The organism is Streptococcus sp. M143 (assembly GCF_000162495.1).
In the GTDB taxonomy this organism is placed as follows: domain Bacteria; phylum Bacillota; class Bacilli; order Lactobacillales; family Streptococcaceae; genus Streptococcus; species Streptococcus dentisani.
On sequence record NZ_GG730092.1, the window covers coordinates 1 to 19,447 of the forward strand.

Annotated in this window: 21 protein-coding genes, 1 tRNA gene, 1 other RNA gene and 2 pseudogenes; 23 read left to right on the forward strand and 2 right to left on the reverse strand. The window is 40.6% G+C overall.

Annotated elements, in window-relative coordinates:
* Nucleotides 1-5: 5 nt before the first annotated feature.
* The 4 genes and pseudogenes from HMPREF0850_RS03515 to HMPREF0850_RS03525 all read left to right on the forward strand — a co-directional run bounded on the left by HMPREF0850_RS03515 (nt 6) and on the right by HMPREF0850_RS03525 (nt 2,589).
* Nucleotides 6-79: transfer RNA gene (locus HMPREF0850_RS03515), tRNA-Asn, on the forward strand.
* Between the two features lie 184 nt (nt 80-263).
* Nucleotides 264-567: pseudogene (tnpA, locus tag HMPREF0850_RS03520) on the forward strand (IS200/IS605 family transposase); the annotation flags it as partial.
* 264 nt (nt 568-831) lie between these two features.
* The gene (gene comW, locus HMPREF0850_RS13060) at nt 832-1,065 is read left to right on the forward strand and encodes a sigma(X)-activator ComW (RefSeq protein WP_000939517.1); all 234 of its coding nucleotides are present in this window, start codon (nt 832-834) and stop codon (nt 1,063-1,065) included.
* 237 nt (nt 1,066-1,302) lie between these two features.
* Nucleotides 1,303-2,589, forward strand: a complete 1,287-nt coding sequence (locus HMPREF0850_RS03525; protein WP_025168358.1) for an adenylosuccinate synthase — start codon at nt 1,303-1,305, stop codon at nt 2,587-2,589.
* 483 nt (nt 2,590-3,072) lie between these two features.
* Here HMPREF0850_RS03525 and HMPREF0850_RS03530 read toward each other — a convergent pair whose 3' ends face one another.
* Nucleotides 3,073-3,618, reverse strand: a complete 546-nt coding sequence (locus HMPREF0850_RS03530) for a hypothetical protein (RefSeq protein WP_000976886.1) — start codon at nt 3,616-3,618, stop codon at nt 3,073-3,075.
* A gap of 265 nt (nt 3,619-3,883) precedes the next feature.
* Here HMPREF0850_RS03530 and tadA point away from each other — a divergent pair, with 265 nt between their 5' ends.
* The 8 genes from tadA to HMPREF0850_RS03565 all read left to right on the forward strand — a co-directional run bounded on the left by tadA (nt 3,884) and on the right by HMPREF0850_RS03565 (nt 9,179).
* A complete protein-coding gene (gene tadA / locus HMPREF0850_RS03535) occupies nt 3,884-4,351 on the forward strand; it encodes a tRNA adenosine(34) deaminase TadA (RefSeq protein WP_000386762.1) in 468 nt (155 codons plus the stop codon).
* A 32-nt stretch (nt 4,352-4,383) separates the two neighbouring features.
* Nucleotides 4,384-4,477, forward strand: an RNA gene (gene ffs, locus HMPREF0850_RS12625) — signal recognition particle sRNA small type.
* A 59-nt stretch (nt 4,478-4,536) separates the two neighbouring features.
* Nucleotides 4,537-4,980, forward strand: a complete 444-nt coding sequence (locus HMPREF0850_RS03540) for a dUTP diphosphatase (RefSeq protein ID WP_000701981.1) — start codon at nt 4,537-4,539, stop codon at nt 4,978-4,980.
* A 1-nt stretch (nt 4,981) separates the two neighbouring features.
* Nucleotides 4,982-5,497: a histidine phosphatase family protein gene (locus tag HMPREF0850_RS03545; protein WP_000691232.1), complete on the forward strand. Its 516-nt coding sequence runs from the start codon at nt 4,982-4,984 to the stop codon at nt 5,495-5,497.
* A gap of 13 nt (nt 5,498-5,510) precedes the next feature.
* Nucleotides 5,511-6,872, forward strand: coding sequence for a DNA repair protein RadA (gene radA, locus HMPREF0850_RS03550; protein ID WP_083791277.1), 1,362 nt, complete (start codon nt 5,511-5,513; stop codon nt 6,870-6,872).
* 72 nt (nt 6,873-6,944) lie between these two features.
* Nucleotides 6,945-7,439: a beta-class carbonic anhydrase gene (locus tag HMPREF0850_RS03555; protein ID WP_002876632.1), complete on the forward strand. Its 495-nt coding sequence runs from the start codon at nt 6,945-6,947 to the stop codon at nt 7,437-7,439.
* Between the two features lie 213 nt (nt 7,440-7,652).
* Nucleotides 7,653-8,621 carry a ribose-phosphate diphosphokinase gene (locus tag HMPREF0850_RS03560; RefSeq protein WP_000010181.1) on the forward strand — a complete coding sequence of 323 codons (969 nt, stop codon included), beginning with the start codon at nt 7,653-7,655 and terminating at the stop codon, nt 8,619-8,621.
* 120 nt (nt 8,622-8,741) lie between these two features.
* Nucleotides 8,742-9,179: a CoA-binding protein gene (locus tag HMPREF0850_RS03565; protein ID WP_000076498.1), complete on the forward strand. Its 438-nt coding sequence runs from the start codon at nt 8,742-8,744 to the stop codon at nt 9,177-9,179.
* Between the two features lie 28 nt (nt 9,180-9,207).
* Here the strand turns inward: HMPREF0850_RS03565 and HMPREF0850_RS03570 are convergent, their stop codons facing one another.
* A complete protein-coding gene (locus HMPREF0850_RS03570; protein ID WP_000009122.1) occupies nt 9,208-10,218 on the reverse strand; it encodes a YeiH family protein in 1,011 nt (336 codons plus the stop codon).
* A 151-nt stretch (nt 10,219-10,369) separates the two neighbouring features.
* On the opposite strand from HMPREF0850_RS03570, the gene HMPREF0850_RS03575 reads away from it, so the two are divergent.
* The 11 genes and pseudogenes from HMPREF0850_RS03575 (at nt 10,370) to comB (ending at nt 19,339) form a co-directional block, all read left to right on the forward strand.
* Nucleotides 10,370-11,539, forward strand: coding sequence for a pyridoxal phosphate-dependent aminotransferase (locus HMPREF0850_RS03575; protein ID WP_000366331.1), 1,170 nt, complete (start codon nt 10,370-10,372; stop codon nt 11,537-11,539).
* Entirely contained in the window at nt 11,536-12,306 is a 771-nt protein-coding gene (gene recO, locus HMPREF0850_RS03580) for a DNA repair protein RecO (protein WP_000616139.1), read from the forward strand. Before HMPREF0850_RS03575 ends, recO begins: the two co-directional genes overlap by 4 nt.
* A complete protein-coding gene (gene plsX, locus HMPREF0850_RS03585; RefSeq protein WP_000717430.1) occupies nt 12,303-13,295 on the forward strand; it encodes a phosphate acyltransferase PlsX in 993 nt (330 codons plus the stop codon). The genes recO and plsX overlap by 4 nt, the downstream gene beginning before the upstream one ends.
* Before the next feature lie 4 nt (nt 13,296-13,299).
* Complete coding sequence (locus tag HMPREF0850_RS03590) at nt 13,300-13,536, forward strand: acyl carrier protein (protein ID WP_000136453.1); 237 nt, start codon at nt 13,300-13,302, stop codon at nt 13,534-13,536.
* A 452-nt stretch (nt 13,537-13,988) separates the two neighbouring features.
* The gene (locus HMPREF0850_RS03595; protein WP_000180816.1) at nt 13,989-14,183 is read left to right on the forward strand and encodes a class IIb bacteriocin, lactobin A/cerein 7B family; all 195 of its coding nucleotides are present in this window, start codon (nt 13,989-13,991) and stop codon (nt 14,181-14,183) included.
* Nucleotides 14,184-14,413: 230 nt separating this feature from the next.
* On the forward strand, nt 14,414-14,587 hold the full coding sequence (locus tag HMPREF0850_RS03605; RefSeq protein ID WP_001056923.1) for a hypothetical protein: 174 nt from the start codon (nt 14,414-14,416) through the stop codon (nt 14,585-14,587).
* Nucleotides 14,588-14,590: 3 nt separating this feature from the next.
* Complete coding sequence (locus HMPREF0850_RS13240) at nt 14,591-14,806, forward strand: hypothetical protein (RefSeq protein WP_009013797.1); 216 nt, start codon at nt 14,591-14,593, stop codon at nt 14,804-14,806.
* Between the two features lie 80 nt (nt 14,807-14,886).
* A pseudogene (locus tag HMPREF0850_RS13065) lies at nt 14,887-15,066 on the forward strand (hypothetical protein).
* 397 nt (nt 15,067-15,463) lie between these two features.
* Entirely contained in the window at nt 15,464-15,658 is a 195-nt protein-coding gene (locus HMPREF0850_RS13070) for a hypothetical protein (RefSeq protein WP_000756557.1), read from the forward strand.
* Between the two features lie 165 nt (nt 15,659-15,823).
* Complete coding sequence (gene comA / locus HMPREF0850_RS03615; protein WP_000668326.1) at nt 15,824-17,977, forward strand: peptide cleavage/export ABC transporter ComA; 2,154 nt, start codon at nt 15,824-15,826, stop codon at nt 17,975-17,977.
* Between the two features lie 12 nt (nt 17,978-17,989).
* Nucleotides 17,990-19,339 (forward strand): competence pheromone export protein ComB, encoded by a 1,350-nt coding sequence (comB, locus tag HMPREF0850_RS03620; RefSeq protein WP_000801571.1) that lies wholly within the window; start codon nt 17,990-17,992, stop codon nt 19,337-19,339.
* Nucleotides 19,340-19,447 lie beyond the last annotated feature (108 nt).

Consider the following 19,447-nt stretch of genomic DNA (forward strand, 5'->3'; position numbering starts at 1 on the left):
TTTTATCCGCCATAGCTCAGTTGGTAGTAGCGCATGACTGTTAATCATGATGTCGTAGGTTCGAGTCCTACTGGCGGAGTCAGATAAAAAAGAACACCACTGGTGTTCTTTTTTATTATGTGACTATTAGTCCGTCTCGCTCCGTTAGGTGCGAGACAAATAAACCACCCGCTATGCGGGTGCGCGTCGAAGGTTATACAAAAAAACTCCAAACGCGATACAATAAAGGTGTTCAAGCCAATTGTAAAGCGAAAGGAGAAAATATGGCACAAAAGGCACATAGTTTATCACACACAAAGTGGATGTGTAAATATCACATTGTGTTCACCCCTAAGTATAGACGAAAAATCATTTATAATTAATATCGAAGTAGTTTGGGAGAAATATCCATCAAGGATAAGTGTTTCAAGTTTCATGGGTTATTTAAAAGGCAAAAGTGCACTCATGATGTTTGACAAACACGCTAATCTCAAGTATAAGTTTGGCAACCGGCATTTTTGGGCAGAAGGTTACTACGTGAGTACAGTGGGACTTAATGAAGCTACAATTAAGAAATATATTCAAGATTAAAAAAATTATCCAGCGTCTTTAGGCGCTGGCTGGTAATTTAGGCTTATAGCCCTGGTGCAAACCATCCGTTTGACGGGTGGTCATGATTTTATAAATGAAGTAAACTTCTCAAAATTCAAAACTTAATTTTGGCATCTATAATTACCTTTATATTTTATTTTTAGTTAGTTTAGCTTTAAATTCTTCTTTTATAGGATTTGAAGCTTTTTTAGTTCGTTTTTCTGTTAGACTAGTGTTAATAATAAGAAAGGAATTTTTTATATGCTTCAAAAATTTTATGAACGAGCATTTGTCTTTTTGAAACTAGTTGAACAAGAATATGCTTCTTTATGCCAGAGTTCTGCTGAGTGGGAATCACTTCATCTTCGTTTTTTACTTTATTATTTGATAAGATTTAGAATTAAAAGCGATAAAGAGTTTTGTTTATATCATTTTCAGACGGCCTATCGCTTGTATCTAGATAAATTCTTGCTAGAAGGTACTACTCTAAACTAGTGACGTTCATATATCATTTATCACGAACAATAATCTGTATTGATTTTATATTTTGTAGGATTTTGTTTAATTTTTAAGGTTTTGAATTTTGTTATTTACAGAAATTCCAAATCTTTTCCAGTGTTTCTTCTTGATAAAATGGTCTTTTTTTCTTATAATAAATTGTAAGATATAATTGCAGGTGAGACTCCTGCCATGTATATGAGAAAGGAAGAGCCTAGCGGCTCAGACAAGATTATGACTTCAGTTGTTGTTGTAGGTACCCAATGGGGCGATGAAGGTAAAGGGAAAATTACAGATTTTCTTTCAGCTAATGCAGAGGTGATTGCTCGTTACCAAGGTGGTGATAATGCTGGTCACACAATTGTGATTGATGGCAAGAAATTTAAGTTGCACTTGATTCCATCTGGAATTTTCTTCCCTGAAAAAATTTCAGTTATTGGAAACGGTATGGTTGTAAACCCTAAATCACTTGTGAAAGAATTGTCTTATCTGCATGAAGAAGGTGTTACAACAGATAATCTACGTATCTCTGATCGTGCGCATGTTATTTTGCCTTACCACATTGAGTTGGATCGCTTGCAAGAAGAAGCTAAGGGTGATAATAAGATTGGTACTACAATAAAGGGAATTGGTCCAGCATATATGGACAAAGCTGCTCGTGTCGGGATTCGTATTGCAGATCTTTTGGATAAGGATATTTTCCGTGAACGCTTGGAACGCAATCTTGCGGAGAAGAATCGTCTGTTTGAAAAATTGTATGACAGTACTCCTATTTCAATTGATGATATTTTTGAAGAGTACTATGAGTATGGCCAACAAATTAAGCAGTATGTGACAGATACATCTGTTATTTTGAACGATGCGCTTGATAACGGCAAACGTGTGCTTTTTGAAGGTGCGCAAGGTGTCATGTTGGATATTGACCAAGGTACTTATCCATTTGTTACTTCTTCAAACCCTGTTGCTGGTGGTGTGACAATTGGGTCTGGTGTTGGTCCAAGTAAGATTGACAAGGTTGTAGGTGTTTGTAAAGCCTATACAAGTCGTGTAGGTGATGGACCTTTCCCAACTGAATTATTTGATGAAGTGGGAGATCGCATTCGTGAAGTAGGTCATGAGTATGGTACAACAACTGGCCGTCCACGTCGTGTGGGTTGGTTTGACTCAGTTGTGATGCGTCACAGCCGTCGTGTATCTGGTATTACCAATCTTTCATTGAACTCTATCGATGTTTTGAGCGGTTTGGATACTGTGAAAATCTGTGTGGCCTATGATCTCGATGGTCAACGTATCGACCACTACCCAGCTAGTCTTGAACAGTTGAAACGTTGCAAACCTATCTACGAAGAATTGCCAGGGTGGTCAGAAGACATCACAGGAGTTCGTAATTTGGAAGATCTTCCTGAGAATGCGCGTAACTATGTTCGTCGTGTGAGTGAATTGGTTGGCGTTCGTATTTCGACATTCTCAGTAGGTCCTGGTCGTGAACAAACCAATATTTTAGAAAGTGTTTGGTCTTAAGAAAATTTTTAAGATTTATTTAAGACAGGTCGGGTATACTATAGACAGTTACAAGAAGACCTCCTAACTTGTTGTAACAAATATCCTAAACTTTTCTTTTTCATAATAATCTCCCTATTAAGTCACCGCATTCGGTGGCTTTTTTAGTTCATAAGTCCTATATAGGCTTCTACATGACTTTTTAAGATAAAGAAAAAAAACAGTGGGATAGAAATCTCTAGACCAAGTCTCGATTTGGTAAACCTATATCTGTAAGATTTCAACATTTGAGTAAATTGGTTAATGTTGTGAATGGAGAAAAGAAGTTTTGGTAAAAGTAGCTTTTTGAATTCTAAAATACCAACAAACAGTTCAATCTACTAATAAATTATAGGTTTACAACTAAGCAAAAATGAGGTTGGGATTTTTGATCCCAGCCTCTTCAGTGAACTATTTTCTTTAGAGTTTATAAGTTAGATAAAATTAAATTTTTTGTAAATTAGCTTATTTGATAACTTGGTTTCCTGATTTGTCATTTTGAATTTGGTTCATTTCGTGCATAAAAACATCTGCTTTCAGTTTATCTGTGATAATACTGACACTTATTAGCTTATTTAGATTTTTCTCATATCCTTCTAAAAAAATAGGATTTCTAATTTTCATGGTTAACTTTGCACAATTAAAGGGACGTTTTTTAATGGTTATTTGTTCGATATCTTGAAGTTTAAATTGATAATGTAATACGCTGAGGCCTCTGCTACTATAGGTATAATACTGAACAGTATTGTTTTTATGAACTTCTAATTTTACTCCATTTATGAAGAGATAATACCCCATAAACCATAGAAAAAGTGGAACATAAATCAGTACAATTGCTATAATAATCTTGTCTGTAAAATCGGTATTATAAGATATCAGATGCTTTAGAATCCAGAGAATCATAACAGATAAAGATATCATGAATGGTCCCCCTGCTCTATTAAATTGATTTTTATATGGAAACATTAAGGTAAATTTTGGTTTATCCAGTAATAACTCTAATTTCATCATTTACCCTTTCATATTGTTTATTGTATAAATATCAGTATATTCATCTCTTGAACTTTCTATGTCAGTTATCCCCATTATTTTAAGTTCATGATTTCTGATTTTCTATCAATTTTGTTAATATTATACTCTTTTTAAAACATTATTTCTACAATCCAGCGATTTGATACTATCTAAAGTTAGTCAGTGTAAATATTATAGAGCTCTTTTTTTGTCTAGGAAAACATGCTATAATGATAGAATTGATAAGCAGGAAAAGAGAGAAACTATGGATTATACAGTTGAAGAAAAAGAAGCTTTTATGAGAGAGGCTTTGAGAGAGGCTGAGATTGCCCTAGAACACGATGAAATTCCAATTGGTTGTGTCATTGTCAAGAATGGAGAAATCATTGGTCGGGGGCATAATGCGCGCGAGGAGTTGCAACGGGCGGTTATGCATGCAGAAATCATGGCCATAGAAAATGCGAATGCAAGTGAAGAGAGTTGGCGTCTGCTTGATTGTACGTTGTTTGTGACCATTGAGCCTTGTGTTATGTGTAGTGGGGCGATTGGACTTGCCCGTATTCCAAATGTAGTTTATGGGGCTAAAAACCAGAAATTTGGTGCTGCTGGTAGTTTGTACGATATTTTGACAGATGAGCGTCTCAATCATCGTGTAGAGGTAGAAACGGGAGTTTTGGAGAGTGAGTGTGCAGCGATTATGCAGGACTTTTTCCGAAATCGACGGAAAAAATAATTTCTCTTTAAAAACAGAGGGGAATGTGGTATAATAAATAGTGGAGCAACAGTTCTGCGTGAAGCGGGTCAGGGGAGGAATCCAGCAGCCCTAAGCGATGTGAATTGTGTGCTCTTTTTTCGTGCTTTTTTCGAATAAATAAGATAAAATAGCCTAGAATAAATGATAATAGAAAAGAGAAAAATATGAAAATTCGTGGTTTTGAATTGGTTTCGAGTTTTACAGATGAAAATTTATTACCCAAGCGTGAGACAGCTCATGCAGCTGGCTATGACTTAAAGGTTGCGGAACGCACTGTGATTGCTCCGGGAGAGATTGTTCTCGTCCCAACAGGAGTCAAGGCTTATATGCAGCCGACAGAAGTACTCTATCTCTATGACCGTTCTTCAAACCCTCGTAAGAAGGGATTGGTCTTGATCAACTCAGTTGGCGTTATTGATGGGGATTATTATGGCAATCCTGGGAATGAGGGACATATCTTTGCTCAGATGAAAAATATTACGGACCAGGAAGTGGTTCTTGAAGTTGGGGAACGTGTGGTTCAGGCTGTCTTTGCACCATTTTTGATTGCAGACGGAGATGAGGCAGACGGCGTGCGAACTGGTGGATTTGGATCGACTGGACACTAGGATGAAAATCATCTTTGTGCGTCACGGGGAGCCAGATTATCATGAACTAGAAGAGCGTTTTTATACAGGTTTTGGAATGGACTTGGCCCCCTTATCTGAGAAGGGACGACAACAAGCTCAGGAACTTTGCCAAAATCCTTTGCTACAATCGGCTAATCTACTAGTGACCTCAGCAGTAACGAGAGCTTTAGAAACGGCTTTTTATGTATCTTGTGCTACTGGCCTTCCTTTGAGGGTGGAGCCTTTGTTACACGAATGGCAGGTTTATGAAACAGGTATAGAGAACTTTGAAAGAGCTAGATGTCTGTTTTTAGAAAGCAAGGGGGAGTTGCTTCCTAATAGTTCTATTCAATATGAGACAGCTGCGGAGATGAAGTCTCGTTTTCTAGAATGCATGGTTAAGTATCGAGAACATCAGACTGTGGTAGTTGTCGCTCATCGAATGCTCATACGTCAATTTGTGCCAAATGAGAAGATTGATTTTTGCCAAGTGATTGAGTGTGAGATAGAGATTTAGAAAGAGGTTTATTATCGCAAAGAAAAAAGCGACATTTGTATGTCAAAATTGTGGGTATAATTCCCCTAAATATCTGGGACGTTGTCCCAACTGTGGGTCTTGGTCTTCTTTTGTAGAAGAGGTTGAGGTTGCCGAGGTCAAGAATGCGCGTGTATCCTTGACAGGGGAGAAAACCAAGCCCATGAAACTGGCTGAGGTGACTTCAATCAATGTCAATCGAACAAAGACCGAGATGGAGGAATTCAACCGTGTGCTTGGAGGCGGAGTAGTACCCGGAAGTCTTGTTCTCATCGGTGGGGATCCAGGGATTGGGAAATCAACCCTTCTCCTACAGGTCTCGACCCAGTTGTCTCAAGTAGGGACCGTTCTCTATGTCAGTGGGGAGGAGTCTGCTCAGCAGATTAAGTTACGGGCAGAGCGCTTGGGAGATATTGATAGTGAGTTTTATCTCTATGCAGAGACCAATATGCAGAGTGTTCGCGTAGAAGTAGAAAGAATTCAGCCAGACTTCCTCATTATTGACTCCATCCAGACTATTATGTCTCCTGAGATTTCAGGGGTGCAGGGGTCTGTGTCTCAGGTGCGTGAGGTGACGGCTGAGCTTATGCAACTGGCTAAGACTAATAACATTGCCATTTTTATCGTAGGGCATGTGACTAAGGAAGGAACCTTGGCTGGTCCGCGTATGTTGGAGCACATGGTAGATACGGTACTTTACTTTGAAGGGGAGCGCCACCATACCTTCCGTATCCTGAGAGCAGTCAAAAACCGTTTTGGTTCCACTAATGAGATTGGCATCTTTGAGATGCAGTCAGGTGGATTGGTTGAGGTGCTCAATCCGAGTCAAGTTTTCCTAGAGGAGCGTTTGGATGGGGCTACTGGCTCGTCAATCGTTGTGACCATGGAAGGGACCCGTCCGATTTTGGCGGAGGTACAGGCTTTGGTAACACCGACCATGTTTGGGAATGCCAAGCGTACTACGACAGGTCTTGACTTCAATCGTGCGAGTCTGATTATGGCTGTTTTGGAAAAACGAGCAGGGCTTCTCTTGCAAAATCAGGATGCTTATCTCAAATCTGCTGGTGGCGTCAAATTGGATGAACCTGCGATTGACTTGGCTGTTGCGGTTGCCATTGCTTCGAGCTACAAAGACAAGCCTACCAATCCTCAGGAATGTTTTGTAGGTGAACTGGGCTTGACGGGAGAGATTCGACGCGTGAATCGTATCGAACAACGCATAAATGAAGCGGCAAAACTAGGCTTTACTAAGATTTATGTACCTAAGAATTCCTTGACAGGAATTACTCCACCCAAGGAAATTGAAGTCATTGGTGTGACGACGATTCAGGAAGTTTTGAAAAAGGTCTTTGCATAATCCGTGACAAATCCTCTTAAAAATGATAAGATAGGAGAAATATTTGATTATCAAATTTTTGAGGAGGGAATCGTGTCGTATTTTGAACAGTTTATGCAAGCCAATCAGGCTTATGTTGCTCTACATGGGCAGTTAAATCTGCCACTTAAACCCAAAACCAGAGTAGCTATCGTGACCTGTATGGACTCACGTCTGCACGTTGCGCAAGCTCTAGGTTTGGCCCTTGGGGATGCCCATATCCTACGGAATGCGGGTGGTCGAGTAACTGAGGACATGATTCGTTCGCTGGTGATTTCCCAGCAACAAATGGGGACTAGAGAGATTGTGGTGCTTCACCATACAGACTGTGGAGCTCAAACCTTTCAAAATGAAAGTTTTCATGAACATTTGAAACACGAGCTCGGAGTTGATGTGTCTGATCAAGATTTTTTACCATTCCAGGATGTTGAAGAGAGTGTGAGAGAGGATATGCAATTGCTTCGAGAATCTCCACTGATTCCTGATGATGTGGTTATTTCAGGTGCTGTCTATGATGTGGATACAGGAAGTATGAGAGAAGTATACTAACTTTGTCTCGAAAAAATTTCATCCTAGCATAAAATCGATTGTTAAAATGTAGTGATTTTAATTTTAATATAGCTAATATAAAATAGTAAAAACAAGGGTATAAATGTTTGCCCTTGTTTTATTTTTGATTGAAAAATAAAGGAAAAAGCGCTACAATGGTAAATGGAAAATGTTGTGTAAAAAACAAGTGATACATAAATACCGGAGGAAATCATGTCTTTTTCTGATTTAAAGCTGTTTGCCCTTTCTTCTAATAGAGAATTGGCAGAGCGTGTGGCGCAAGAAATTGGGATAGAGTTGGGGAAATCGACTGTTCGCCAATTTTCAGATGGGGAGATTCAGGTCAACATCGAAGAATCAATCCGTGGAAAACACGTCTTTATCCTACAATCAACTAGTTCACCTGTAAATGATAATTTACTTGAAATTTTGATTATGGTGGACGCATTGAAGCGTGCTAGTGCAGAATCTGTCAACGTTGTCATGCCTTACTATGGATATGCACGTCAGGATAGAAAGGCGCGCGCGCGTGAGCCAATCACTTCAAAACTCGTTGCAAATATGCTAGAAGTGGCCGGAGTGGATCGTTTGTTGACGATTGATTTGCACGCTGCACAGATTCAGGGATTCTTTGATATTCCTGTAGATCACTTGATGGGTGCTCCATTGATTGCGGACTATTTTGAACGCCGTGGCATGGTTGGCTCTGACTACGTGGTTGTCAGTCCAGACCATGGTGGGGTGACTCGTGCTCGTAAGTTGGCAGAGTTTTTGAAAACTCCGATTGCGATTATTGACAAACGCCGTAGTGTAGACAAGATGAATACCAGTGAAGTGATGAACATCATTGGTAAGGTAGAAGGTAAGACTTGTATCTTGATTGACGATATGATCGATACAGCTGGAACTATTTGTCATGCGGCAGACGCTCTTGCTGAAGCAGGTGCTGTTGAAGTTTATGCAAGCTGTACGCACCCAGTTCTTTCAGGGCCAGCTATGGATAATATTCAAAAATCAGCTATTAAGAAATTGGTTGTTTTGGATACTATCTACCTACCAGAAGAGCGTTTGATTGATAAGATTGAACAAATTTCGATTGCTCATCTTCTGGGCGATGCTATTATTCGTATCCACGAAAAACGTCCTCTTTCTCCATTATTTAGTATTGAGAAAAAAATCTAAACTTTCACTTGAAATAGATCGTTCTCCTAGCAGGTTTCTTTTCTTGATAGGAGATTTTTTGTAGTCAAAATCTGCAAGCCTTTTCAAAATATGCTATACTGATGATAAAGGAGGATTTCTATGAGCCAAGAATTTATCAATCCAAGTGATGGTGTGATTCGTCAGTATCTTACAACCAGTAAAACGTTAGCAGTAGTGGGCTTGTCCGATCGTGAAGAAACAACTAGTAATCGAGTGACTAAGGAAATGCAGGCTCGGGGCTATAAAATCATTCCAGTTAATCCCAAGGCTGCAGGTGGGGAAATCTTGGGAGAAAAGGCCTATGCAAGCCTAGCTGAGATTCCTTTTCCTGTGGACATTGTCAATGTATACCGACGTAGCGAGTTTTTACCAGATGTGGCGCGTGATTTTCTCAAGGCTGATGCTAAGATTTTCTGGGCACAACTGGGACTTGAAAGCCTAGAAGCGGAAGAAATCTTGCGTGCTGGAGGATGCGATGACATCGTGATGAATCGCTGTATTAAGAGAGAACATACACGTTTAATTCTTGAAAAATAAAAAGGTAGCCAGTAGGCTACCTTTTGTGTTAGAAAATACCAATCAATGCCTGCATCCCAAGGCTGGTGAGGATGATGGCAATCCAGCAAAGGGCTCCAAGAAGAATGGATTTGCCACTGGATCTAACCATGGCAATGAGATTGGTTTTGAGACCAATGGCACTCATAGCCATGATAATGAGAAATTTGGAGAGTTGTTTGAGAGGGGTGAAGAAACTACTAGACACACCGAGAGAGGTGAGAAAAGTCGTTAAGAGAGAAGCCAGGATAAAGTAAAGGATAAAAAGTGGGAAGACCTTTTTTAGTTGGAAATCTTGGCTATTTTTTTGTTGGCGGCTTTGCCAATAGGAGAGAAAGAGCGTGATAGGAATAATGGCAAGGGTGCGCGTGAGTTTAACAATAGTTGCAGACTCAAGGGTATTGGTCTGATAAAGACTGTCCCAGGCGCTGGCGGTGGCCGTTACAGAAGAAGTATCGTTGACTGCGGTTCCTGCAAAGAGGGCGAATCCTTCATTGGATAGGTGAAGCCAGGTTCCTAGAGTTGGAAAGATGAGCGCAGCCAAGACATTGAAGAAAAAGATAACGGAAATGGCTTGGGCAACTTCTTTTTCCTTGGCATGGATAACGGGTGCTGTCGCAGCAATGGCAGAGCCACCACAGATAGAAGATCCCACTCCAACCAAGATAGCCAGTTTTGTATCCAGTGCAAAGAAGCGCTGGAAGAGGTAGGCAATAATCAGGGCTATTGAAATGGTGGAGAGGATAACAGGGAGTGAAGATTGCCCAACTGCGAAGACTTGCGAGATATTGAGACCAAAACCGAGCAAAATAACGGCATATTGAAGTAATTTCTTGGAACTAAAGGTCAAACCTGCGTCTAGTTGTTGGTAGGGTGAGAGCCAGGGGTGGAGGAGCATTCCAGCAAAAATTGCAAAGACAGGTGCACCCACGACGGGGAAAAATCCTCCCAGGAACCAAGATACGATAGAAATGAGAAGGCAGGCAAAGATGCCTGCTCCATTTTTTGATAAAAATGACATATAAACCTCCGAAAATAAGCATTTATTATTATACTCCTGTCGAGAAGAAAAGTAAAACAGAAAGTGAAAAATGCGGGTTTCAGATGGATTTTGCGGTCAGGGAGCTTTTGTAGTATAATAGTACTATGTTCTGTAAGCAAGGGGGATATCTATGGACTTAACCAAGCGCTTTAATAAACAGTTAGACAAGATTCAAGTTTCCTTGATTCGCCAGTTTGACCAGGCAATTTCAGAGATTCCTGGGGTCTTGCGTTTGACCTTGGGGGAACCTGATTTTACAACGCCAGATCATATCAAGGAGGCAGCCAAGCGAGCCATTGATCAGAACCAATCCTACTATACAGGGATGAGCGGTTTACTGACCTTGCGCCAGGCTGCTAGCGACTTTGTAAAAGAAAAATACCAGCTAGATTATAATCCTGAAAATGAAATTTTGGTTACAATTGGGGCGACAGAGGCTTTATCTGCTACTTTGACGGCTATTTTGGAAGAGGGGGATAAGGTTCTCTTGCCAGCTCCTGCCTATCCAGGATATGAGCCGATTGTCAATCTAGTTGGGGCAGAGATTGTCGAGATTGATACAACTGAAAATGGTTTTGTCTTGACTCCTGAAATGTTGGGAAAGGCAATTTTGGAGCAAGGCGACAAGCTCAAAGCAGTCATTCTTAATTATCCAGCCAATCCGACAGGGATTACTTATAGTCGAGAGCAGTTGGAGGCTTTGGCAGCTGTTTTACGCAAGTATGAGATTTTTGTTATCTGTGATGAGGTTTACTCAGAATTAACCTATACAGGCGAAGCCCATGTATCTCTGGGAACTATGCTGAGAGACCAGGCTATTATTATCAATGGCTTGTCTAAATCGCATGCTATGACAGGTTGGCGTTTAGGCTTTATCTTTGCTCCTGCAACTTTCACAGCTCAGTTGATCAAGAGTCACCAGTACTTGGTCACTGCCGCAAATACCATGGCTCAACATGCTGCAGTGGAAGCCTTGACCGCTGGTAAAAACGATTCGGAGCCTATGAAGAAGGAATACATCCAGCGTCGAGATTATATCATCGAAAAGATGACTGCTCTTGGTTTTGAGATTATCAAACCAGATGGTGCCTTCTATATCTTTGCTAAGATTCCAGCGGGTTACAATCAAGATTCCTTTGCTTTTCTGAAGGATTTTGCCTATAAGAAGGCCGTTGCCTTTATCCCTGGTGCAGCCTTTGGACGCTACGGAGAAGGCTATGTGCGTCTGTCCTATGCAGCCAGCATAGAAACGATCAGAGAGGCCATGAAACGACTTGAGGAGTACATGAGAGAAGCATGATTCAGTCTATCACGAGTCAAGGCTTGGTGCTCTACAATCGTAACTTTCGTGAAGATGACAAGCTAGTCAAAATTTTTACCGAGCAGGCAGGCAAGCGCATGTTTTTCGTCAAACACGCTGGCCAGTCCAAACTAGCTCCGGTTATTCAGCCCTTGGTGTTAGCACGATTTCTCTTGCGAATCAATGATGACGGCCTTAGCTACATCGAGGACTACCATGAGGTGATGACCTTTCCCAAGATTAATAGTGATCTTTTTGTCATGGCTTATGCAACCTATGTGGCTGCTCTTGCAGATGCTAGTTTACAGGATAATCAGCAGGATGCTCCCTTGTTTGCTTTTTTGCAAAAGACTTTGGAGTTGATGGAAGAGGGCTTGGATTATCAAGTATTGACCAATATTTTTGAAATTCAAATCTTGACTCGATTTGGGCTTAGCCTTAATTTTAACGAGTGTGTCTTTTGCCATCGGGTCGGTCAGGCCTTTGATTTTTCTTTCAAATACGGAGCCTGCCTTTGCCCAGAGCATTATCATGAAGATGAGAGACGTTGTCATCTAAATCCCAATATCCCTTATCTGCTCAATCAATTTCAAGCCATTGATTTTGAGACCTTAGAGACCATTTCGCTCAAGCCTGAAATCAAGCAAGACTTGCGCAAGTTTATAGACCAAATCTACGAAGAGTATGTTGGGATTCACCTAAAATCAAAGAAATTTATTGATTCCCTAGCAGACTGGGGACAATTACTAAAAGAGGAAGACAAATGAAAAAAATCGCAGTAGATGCTATGGGGGGCGATTACGCACCTCAAGCCATCGTTGAGGGGGTCAATCAAGCCCTTGCTGACTTTTCAGATATTGAGATTCAACTCTACGGAGATGAAAGCAAGATTAAGCAATATCTAACGGCGACAGAGCGCGTCAGCATTATCCATACGGATGAGAAAATCAACTCAGACGATGAGCCGACAAAAGCAATCCGTAAGAAGAAAAATGCCAGCATGGTATTAGCAGCCAAGGCAGTTAAAGAGGGAGAAGCAGACGCTGTCCTCTCAGCTGGGAACACAGGTGCCTTGTTGGCTGCAGGATTCTTTATTGTGGGTCGTATCAAAAATATCGATCGTCCAGGACTCATGTCGACCTTGCCGACCATTGATGGAAAAGGGTTTGACATGCTAGACCTTGGAGCCAATGCAGAAAATACAGCCCATCATCTGCACCAATACGCTGTCCTAGGTTCCTTCTATGCGAAAAATGTTCGTGGGATTTCGAAACCACGTGTTGGTTTGCTCAACAATGGAACAGAAAGCAGCAAGGGAGATCCGCTTCGTAAGGAAACATACGACTTGCTAGTAGCTGATGAAAGTTTGAACTTTGTCGGAAACGTGGAAGCGCGTGATCTGATGAATGGCGTTGCGGATGTTGTCGTAACAGATGGTTTCACGGGAAACGCTGTTCTCAAATCCATTGAAGGGACAGCCATGGGTATCATGGACTTGCTTAAGACAGCTATCACAGGTGGTGGACTTCGAGCAAAACTTGGTGCTCTCCTTCTCAAAGATAGCCTCAAAGGTTTGAAAAAGCAACTCAACTATTCAGATGTTGGTGGAGCGGTCTTGTTTGGTGTCAAAGCGCCAGTTGTAAAGACCCATGGCTCAAGTGATGCCAAAGCTGTGTACAGTACGATTCGCCAGATTCGTACCATGCTCGAAACAGACGTAGTTGCTCAAACTGCGCGTGAATTTTCAGGAGAATAAAAAGATGACAGAAAAAGAAATTTTTGACCGTGTTGTAACCATTATCCAAGAGCGACAGGGAGAAGACTTTGTCGTGACAGAAGCCTTGAGTTTGAAAGACGACCTAGATGCAGACTCAGTAGACTTGATGGAGTTCGTCCTGACGTTAGAAGATGAATTTGGTATCGAGATCAGCGATGAGGAAATTGACCAACTTCAAAGTGTGGCAGATGTGGTCGGAACTATTAAAGGTAAGATATAGCAAAAAGCAACATGCAAGTCATGTTGTTTTTTTGTTTGCAGAAAAAAGAAAAACGTTAAACTTTTTTGTAGAAATTGCGAATATAGAGATGAGACAGAAAAAAGGAGGATAGTTCATGTACATGCCAATCTTGTATCCATGGTTCATTAAGTGGTTTTTAAAATAAAAATAAAATAGTTGTTCATTTTCGAATTGTTTTTCGAATAGATAGGTAAGAAGAAAAGAAAGGAGACTACGCGATGTATTTACCAATCTTATTGCCATGGTTTATCAAATGGTATTTAAAATAAATGAAATTTACCTGTTCATTTTAAATCACTGCTCGAATAGATAAGTGAGAAGAAAAGGAAGGAGAGAAGAAAATGATTTCAGTAATTTACCCAATCTGGTTTTTAAAATGGTTTAAGAGCTAGAAGTCGTAAACTAAAAAATAGAAATAAAGGAGGAAAAAGATGACAAATTTTGACAAAATGGAACAAAACTTTGTAGCTCTTACAGAAGAAGAGTTGATGGATGTGGATGGGGGAGCACTTCCTCTTGTAATCGCTGGAGTGTCTATTTGGAAAGTAGGTGCAGCAGTGGTAGGTGGAGCGACAGCGCTTTTTGCTGGTGGAGCAGCACTGGGGTATTACGCGAATAGACCTTAGTCAGATTGTAGCTGGAGAGGCATTCGTATGTTTTTAAAAAAAGAAGTGATATTATTAGGGATATTTTTATCTCTACGTATTATTTTCACTATCATTCAAATTTTAATTGACTATAAAATATTGTCAGGAAAGTATAGTGTGAATTTTATGGAGATTTCAGAAGTATTTACCTATCCAATACTCATTTTAATTATTTACATAGCAGTAAAATATAACACAAAGGAGTAACTATGAATATGAACTTGGAGCAATTTTATCAATTATCTGATGATGAATTAATCGGAACAAAAGGAGGATTTGGCCTTGCTGAAGCAGTTGGGATTGCAGGAGTATTGAACGCTGCCGTACAAATTTTTAACGCTGGTTACAAATTTGGTTCAGATTTGGCTCGTCGTGGGCGTTAGATTATGAACAGTCACAACCTTAATCTCAATACATTGTTACCTAAACTAGCCACTATACTTCCTTTGTTGGCAATAGCTCTTAATCTCGCGTTTCATGTGATTCGTACAGGTTCATTAGTATCCTTTGATTGGCAATGGACTGTAGTTGGTTTACTTGCTTCGGGCTATTTTGGTATTTTTTGCAAAGATTTGTCAAAAGATAATCAAAACTATAAATGATGAATCTGAATGAAAAGGATTTTATGCATGTAAATGGCGGAGTTTTTCCGCCTTTCTTATCAGGTAAATAGGAGTCCACCATGAAAAAAATCTTATTAGGATTTGCTGAGGGATATTTTACTGTATAACTCATTATCTACATCGCCACGTATTTGATTTTGAAAAATCCGATCAATACCTTGTTTTATCCAGAAACCTATCCGATTCTGCTTGGGTTGTTTTATGTAGGATATAAGGTTAATAAAAAGCAAGTAGAGTGAGAGATTAAGAATGACTTATTATTCTGCGCTAAAAATGGGTAAGGTAAGATTTAAGAATGCATCACATTGGAGTTTAAAAAAATCGTAATTTAGAATGGTGTTATCTATTCTGACTAGGAATAGATAACACCAGAGGTGGCTTAGAAATAGTAGGGACATTAGAAATTGTAGTAATAAATAGGATGTCGTAAATGTTACTATCAATGATTTATTTGTTCCAAACTTGCCCAGGGTGACAGTAAAAAGTCAATTTCCTTTTATACCATATTTTTAGTAGGTAGGACACTTGTTCTGCCTATTTTTTGCCCAAAAGGTGCCAGTTGAGGTGTTTATTTGGAGTTTTACATGTATTTTTTGATAAAATAGGTATAGAAATTAGGAAAGTTGGAGAAAAGAAATGAAGAAGGTTTTAGGCTATTGTTTAGTATTTGTTTTTCTATTTTTAATGAATATTTTCGTCTTTACGATACTAGCAACTCTTGGATTTCAGGTAACAATGAGTGAAAGTAGTTATCTCGTGCCCCCTGTGTTTGCTTTTATCGTTTTATACACCATTCACAAAAGAAGTGGGAAAGGTAAGAAATCTGTGTAATTGAATGTTCTAGGCAGGACTCTTGTTCTGCCTATTTTCTTTGACAAAAAGTGCTGTTCAGGTATGAATATTGTTTTTTCAGAAATAATTTTCCGATTTCTTCTTCGTTTGGTTAAAATAATCTTACAAAGTTTTTAAGAGATTGTTAGAAAAAAGGAGATGGATATGAAATTTGGGAAAAGACACTATCGCCCTCAGGTGGATCAGATGGATTGCGGCGTGGCTTCCTTGGCTATGGTATTTGGCTACTACGGTAGTTATTACTCCTTGGCTCATCTACGAGAGTTGGCCAAAACGACCATGGATGGGACGACTGCTTTGGGTCTTGTAAAGGTAGCAGAGGAACTTAGTTTTGAAACACGGGCTATCAAGGCGGATATGACGCTCTTTGACTTGCCAGATTTGACCTTTCCTTTTGTAGCGCATGTGCTCAAGGAAGGGAAATTGCTCCACTACTATGTGGTGACAGGTCAGGATAAGAAGACCATCCATATCGCTGATCCAGATCCTGGTGTCAAGCTGACCAAGATTTCCCGTGAGCGATTTGCGCAAGAGTGGACAGGGGTCAGTCTCTTTATGGCGCCATCTCCAGACTATAAACCTCATAAGGAGAAAAAACAGGGGCTCCTATCCTTCTTGCCCATCTTATTCAAACAGCGTGGGTTAATTACCAATATCGTACTAGCGACACTCTTGGTAACCCTGATTAACATTGTGGGTTCTTATTATCTGCAGTCTATCATTGATACCTATGTGCCAGATCAGATGCGTTCGACGCTGGGTATCATCTCTATTGGTTTGGTCATCGTCTATATCCTCCAGCAGATTTTGTCCTATGCCCAGGAGTACCTCCTACTAATCCTTGGGCAACGCCTGTCAATTGATGTGATTTTGTCCTACATCAAGCATGTTTTTCAGCTGCCAATGTCCTTTTTTGCGACACGCAGGACAGGGGAAATCGTGTCTCGTTTCACGGATGCTAACAGTATCATTGACGCGCTAGCTTCGACCATTCTTTCGATTTTCCTAGATGTGTCGACGATTTTGATTATCTCGCTTGTCTTGTTTTCACAAAATATAACGCTCTTTTTCATTAGTCTACTTGCGCTTCCCATCTATACAGTGATTATCTTTGCCTTTATGAAGCCTTTTGAAAAGATGAATCTGGATACTATGGAAGCCAATGCGGTCCTGTCTTCTTCTATCATCGAGGACATCAACGGTATTGAGACCATTAAGTCGTTGACCAGTGAGAGTTCGCGCTATCAAAAGATTGATAAGGAATTTGTAACTTATTTGAAAAAATCTTTTACCTATAGTCGGGCAGAAAGCCAGCAAAAGGCTCTGAAAAAAGTTGCCCAGCTCCTGCTCAATGTTGCCGTTCTCTGGATGGGAGCAGTGCTCGTCATGGATGGGAAAATGAGTTTGGGACAGTTGATTACCTATAATACTTTGCTTGTTTACTTTACCAATCCTTTGGAAAATATCATCAATCTGCAAACCAAACTTCAGACAGCGCAGGTTGCCAATAACCGTCTGAACGAGGTCTATCTGGTAGCTTCGGAGTTTGAGGAGAAGAAAACAGTCGAAGATTTGAGCATGATGAAAGGGGATATGACCTTTAAGAAAGTCCACTATAAGTATGGCTATGGTCGTGACGTCTTGTCGGATATCAATTTGACGATTCCGCAAGGTTCTAAGGTGGCTTTTGTGGGGGTTTCGGGGTCAGGAAAGACCACATTGGCCAAGATGATGGTTAATTTCTACGATCCAAGTCAGGGAGAGATTAGTCTGGGTGGTGTCAATCTCAATCAGATTGATAAAAAAGCCTTGCGCCAGTACATCAACTATCTGCCTCAACAGCCCTATGTCTTTAACGGAACGATTTTGGAGAATCTTCTCCTTGGAGCCAAAGAAGGGACGACACAGGAGGATGTTCTGCGAGCAGTCGAGTTAGCTGAGATTCGGGAAGATATTGAGCGGATGCCATTGAATTACCAGACAGAGTTGACTTCGGACGGAGCTGGTATTTCTGGGGGGCAACGACAACGAATCGCTTTGGCGCGTGCTCTTTTAACGGATGCGCCTGTTCTGATATTGGACGAGGCGACCAGCAGTCTGGATATTTTGACGGAGAAGCGAATTGTCGATAATCTCATGGCTTTAGACAAGACCCTGATTTTCATCGCCCACCGCTTGACCATTGCTGAGCGGACAGAGAAGGTTGTTGTCTTGGATCAGGGTAAGATTGTCGAAGAAGGCAATCATGCTGATTTGCTGGCTCGAGATGGCTTTTACGCCCATTTGGTGAATAGTTAGAAAGAGGAGAAGATGAAACCAGAATTTTTAGAAAGTGCGGAGTTTTACCATCGTCGTTACCATAATTTTTCCAGTCGAGTGATTTTACCCATGTTTCTTCTACTCGTGTTTCTACTGGGATTTTCAGTCTTTGCAGAGAAGGAGATTAGTTTGTCTACCCGAGCTACTGTCGAACCTAGTCGGATTATTGCCAATATCCAGTCGACTAGTAATCAACGCATTGTGGCCAATTATCTGGAAGAAAACAAACTAGTCAAGCAAGGGGATCTCCTCGTTCAGTACCAGCAAGGGGCGGAGGCTGTTCAAGCTGAAGCATATGCCAATCAGTTGGAGATGTTTAAGGATCAAAAAAAACAGTTAGGGTATTTGCAATCCAGTTTGAAAGAGGGGAGTGATCAATTTCCAGAGGCGGATAAGTTTGGTTATCAGGAGATGTTTCTAGACTATCTCAGCCAAGCTAGTAGTCTGAGGAGTAATGTTTCTCAGCAAAATGCCAGCATCTCCTCTCAAAATGCAGCAGCAAGTCAGAGTCAGGCCGAGATTGGCAATCTTATCAGCCAAACAGAGGATAAAATCCGAGACTACAATACAGCTAAGTCGGCTATTGAAACAGGGGCTCAACTGGATCGTCAGAATCCAGCCTACTCTTTTTATCAGACCTATAAAAACCAAGCTGGAGAAGATCCGCAAGCTAAATCGCAAGTTATTGCACAGGTGGATGCCCAAATTAGCCAGCTAGAGTCTAGTCTAGCTACTTATCGTGTGCAGTATGCGGGATCTGGAGCTCAACAAGCCTACGCAACGGGACTGGCTAGTCAGCTTGAATCCCTCAAGTCCCAGCACCTAGTCAAAGTTGGTCAGGAGTTAACCCTTTTGGATCAGAAAATTTTAGAAGCAGATTCGGGTAAGAAAGTCCAGGGAGGTCTCCTAGATAAGGGGAAAATCACAGCAAGTGAGGATGGGGTGCTTCACCTCAATCCTGAGACCAGTGATTCTACCATGGTCGCAGAAGGAACCCTGCTAGCCCAACTCTACCCATCCTTGGAGAAAGAAGGGAAAACCAAACTCACAGCCTATCTCAGTTCAAAAGATGTTGCTAGAATCAAAATTGGTGACTCTGTCCGCTATACTACAACTAATGATGCGAAGAACCAAATTTTCCTGGATTCTACGATTACCAGCATAGATGCGACAGCCACCAAGACTGAAAAGGGAAATTTCTTTAAAATAGAGGCGGAGACAAGTCTGACTCCTGAACAAGCAGAAGAGCTTCGCTACGGTTCAGAAGGACGTTTGACACTAATCACAGGAAAGAAAAGTTATCTGCGATATTACTTAGATCAATTTTTGAACAGAGCATAATGTTTGTCTTTAACGCAATATTATACTTTTAAAACTGTAAAATGTTTTGGTTTTACGGTTTTTCTTAATATTAAAAAGAGCTACCTCCGACGTCGTTCGCAAATTCTT

Coding starts and splice junctions, on each gene's coding strand:
- HMPREF0850_RS03595 (WP_000180816.1), top strand. CDS start 13,989: ATGACAAATTTTGACAAAATGGAACAAAACTTTGTAGCTCTTACAGAA.
- HMPREF0850_RS03575 (WP_000366331.1), top strand. CDS start 10,370: ATGGACTTAACCAAGCGCTTTAATAAACAGTTAGACAAGATTCAAGTT.
- HMPREF0850_RS03605 (WP_001056923.1), top strand. CDS start 14,414: ATGAATATGAACTTGGAGCAATTTTATCAATTATCTGATGATGAATTA.
- HMPREF0850_RS03570 (WP_000009122.1), bottom strand. CDS start 10,218: ATGTCATTTTTATCAAAAAATGGAGCAGGCATCTTTGCCTGCCTTCTC.
- HMPREF0850_RS03560 (WP_000010181.1), top strand. CDS start 7,653: ATGTCTTTTTCTGATTTAAAGCTGTTTGCCCTTTCTTCTAATAGAGAA.
- comW (WP_000939517.1), top strand. CDS start 832: ATGCTTCAAAAATTTTATGAACGAGCATTTGTCTTTTTGAAACTAGTT.
- tadA (WP_000386762.1), top strand. CDS start 3,884: ATGGATTATACAGTTGAAGAAAAAGAAGCTTTTATGAGAGAGGCTTTG.
- HMPREF0850_RS03525 (WP_025168358.1), top strand. CDS start 1,303: ATGACTTCAGTTGTTGTTGTAGGTACCCAATGGGGCGATGAAGGTAAA.
- comA (WP_000668326.1), top strand. CDS start 15,824: ATGAAATTTGGGAAAAGACACTATCGCCCTCAGGTGGATCAGATGGAT.
- HMPREF0850_RS03540 (WP_000701981.1), top strand. CDS start 4,537: ATGAAAATTCGTGGTTTTGAATTGGTTTCGAGTTTTACAGATGAAAAT.
- recO (WP_000616139.1), top strand. CDS start 11,536: ATGATTCAGTCTATCACGAGTCAAGGCTTGGTGCTCTACAATCGTAAC.
- HMPREF0850_RS03545 (WP_000691232.1), top strand. CDS start 4,982: ATGAAAATCATCTTTGTGCGTCACGGGGAGCCAGATTATCATGAACTA.
- comB (WP_000801571.1), top strand. CDS start 17,990: ATGAAACCAGAATTTTTAGAAAGTGCGGAGTTTTACCATCGTCGTTAC.
- HMPREF0850_RS13240 (WP_009013797.1), top strand. CDS start 14,591: ATGAACAGTCACAACCTTAATCTCAATACATTGTTACCTAAACTAGCC.
- HMPREF0850_RS03530 (WP_000976886.1), bottom strand. CDS start 3,618: ATGATGAAATTAGAGTTATTACTGGATAAACCAAAATTTACCTTAATG.
- plsX (WP_000717430.1), top strand. CDS start 12,303: ATGAAAAAAATCGCAGTAGATGCTATGGGGGGCGATTACGCACCTCAA.
- HMPREF0850_RS13070 (WP_000756557.1), top strand. CDS start 15,464: ATGAAGAAGGTTTTAGGCTATTGTTTAGTATTTGTTTTTCTATTTTTA.
- HMPREF0850_RS03590 (WP_000136453.1), top strand. CDS start 13,300: ATGACAGAAAAAGAAATTTTTGACCGTGTTGTAACCATTATCCAAGAG.
- HMPREF0850_RS03565 (WP_000076498.1), top strand. CDS start 8,742: ATGAGCCAAGAATTTATCAATCCAAGTGATGGTGTGATTCGTCAGTAT.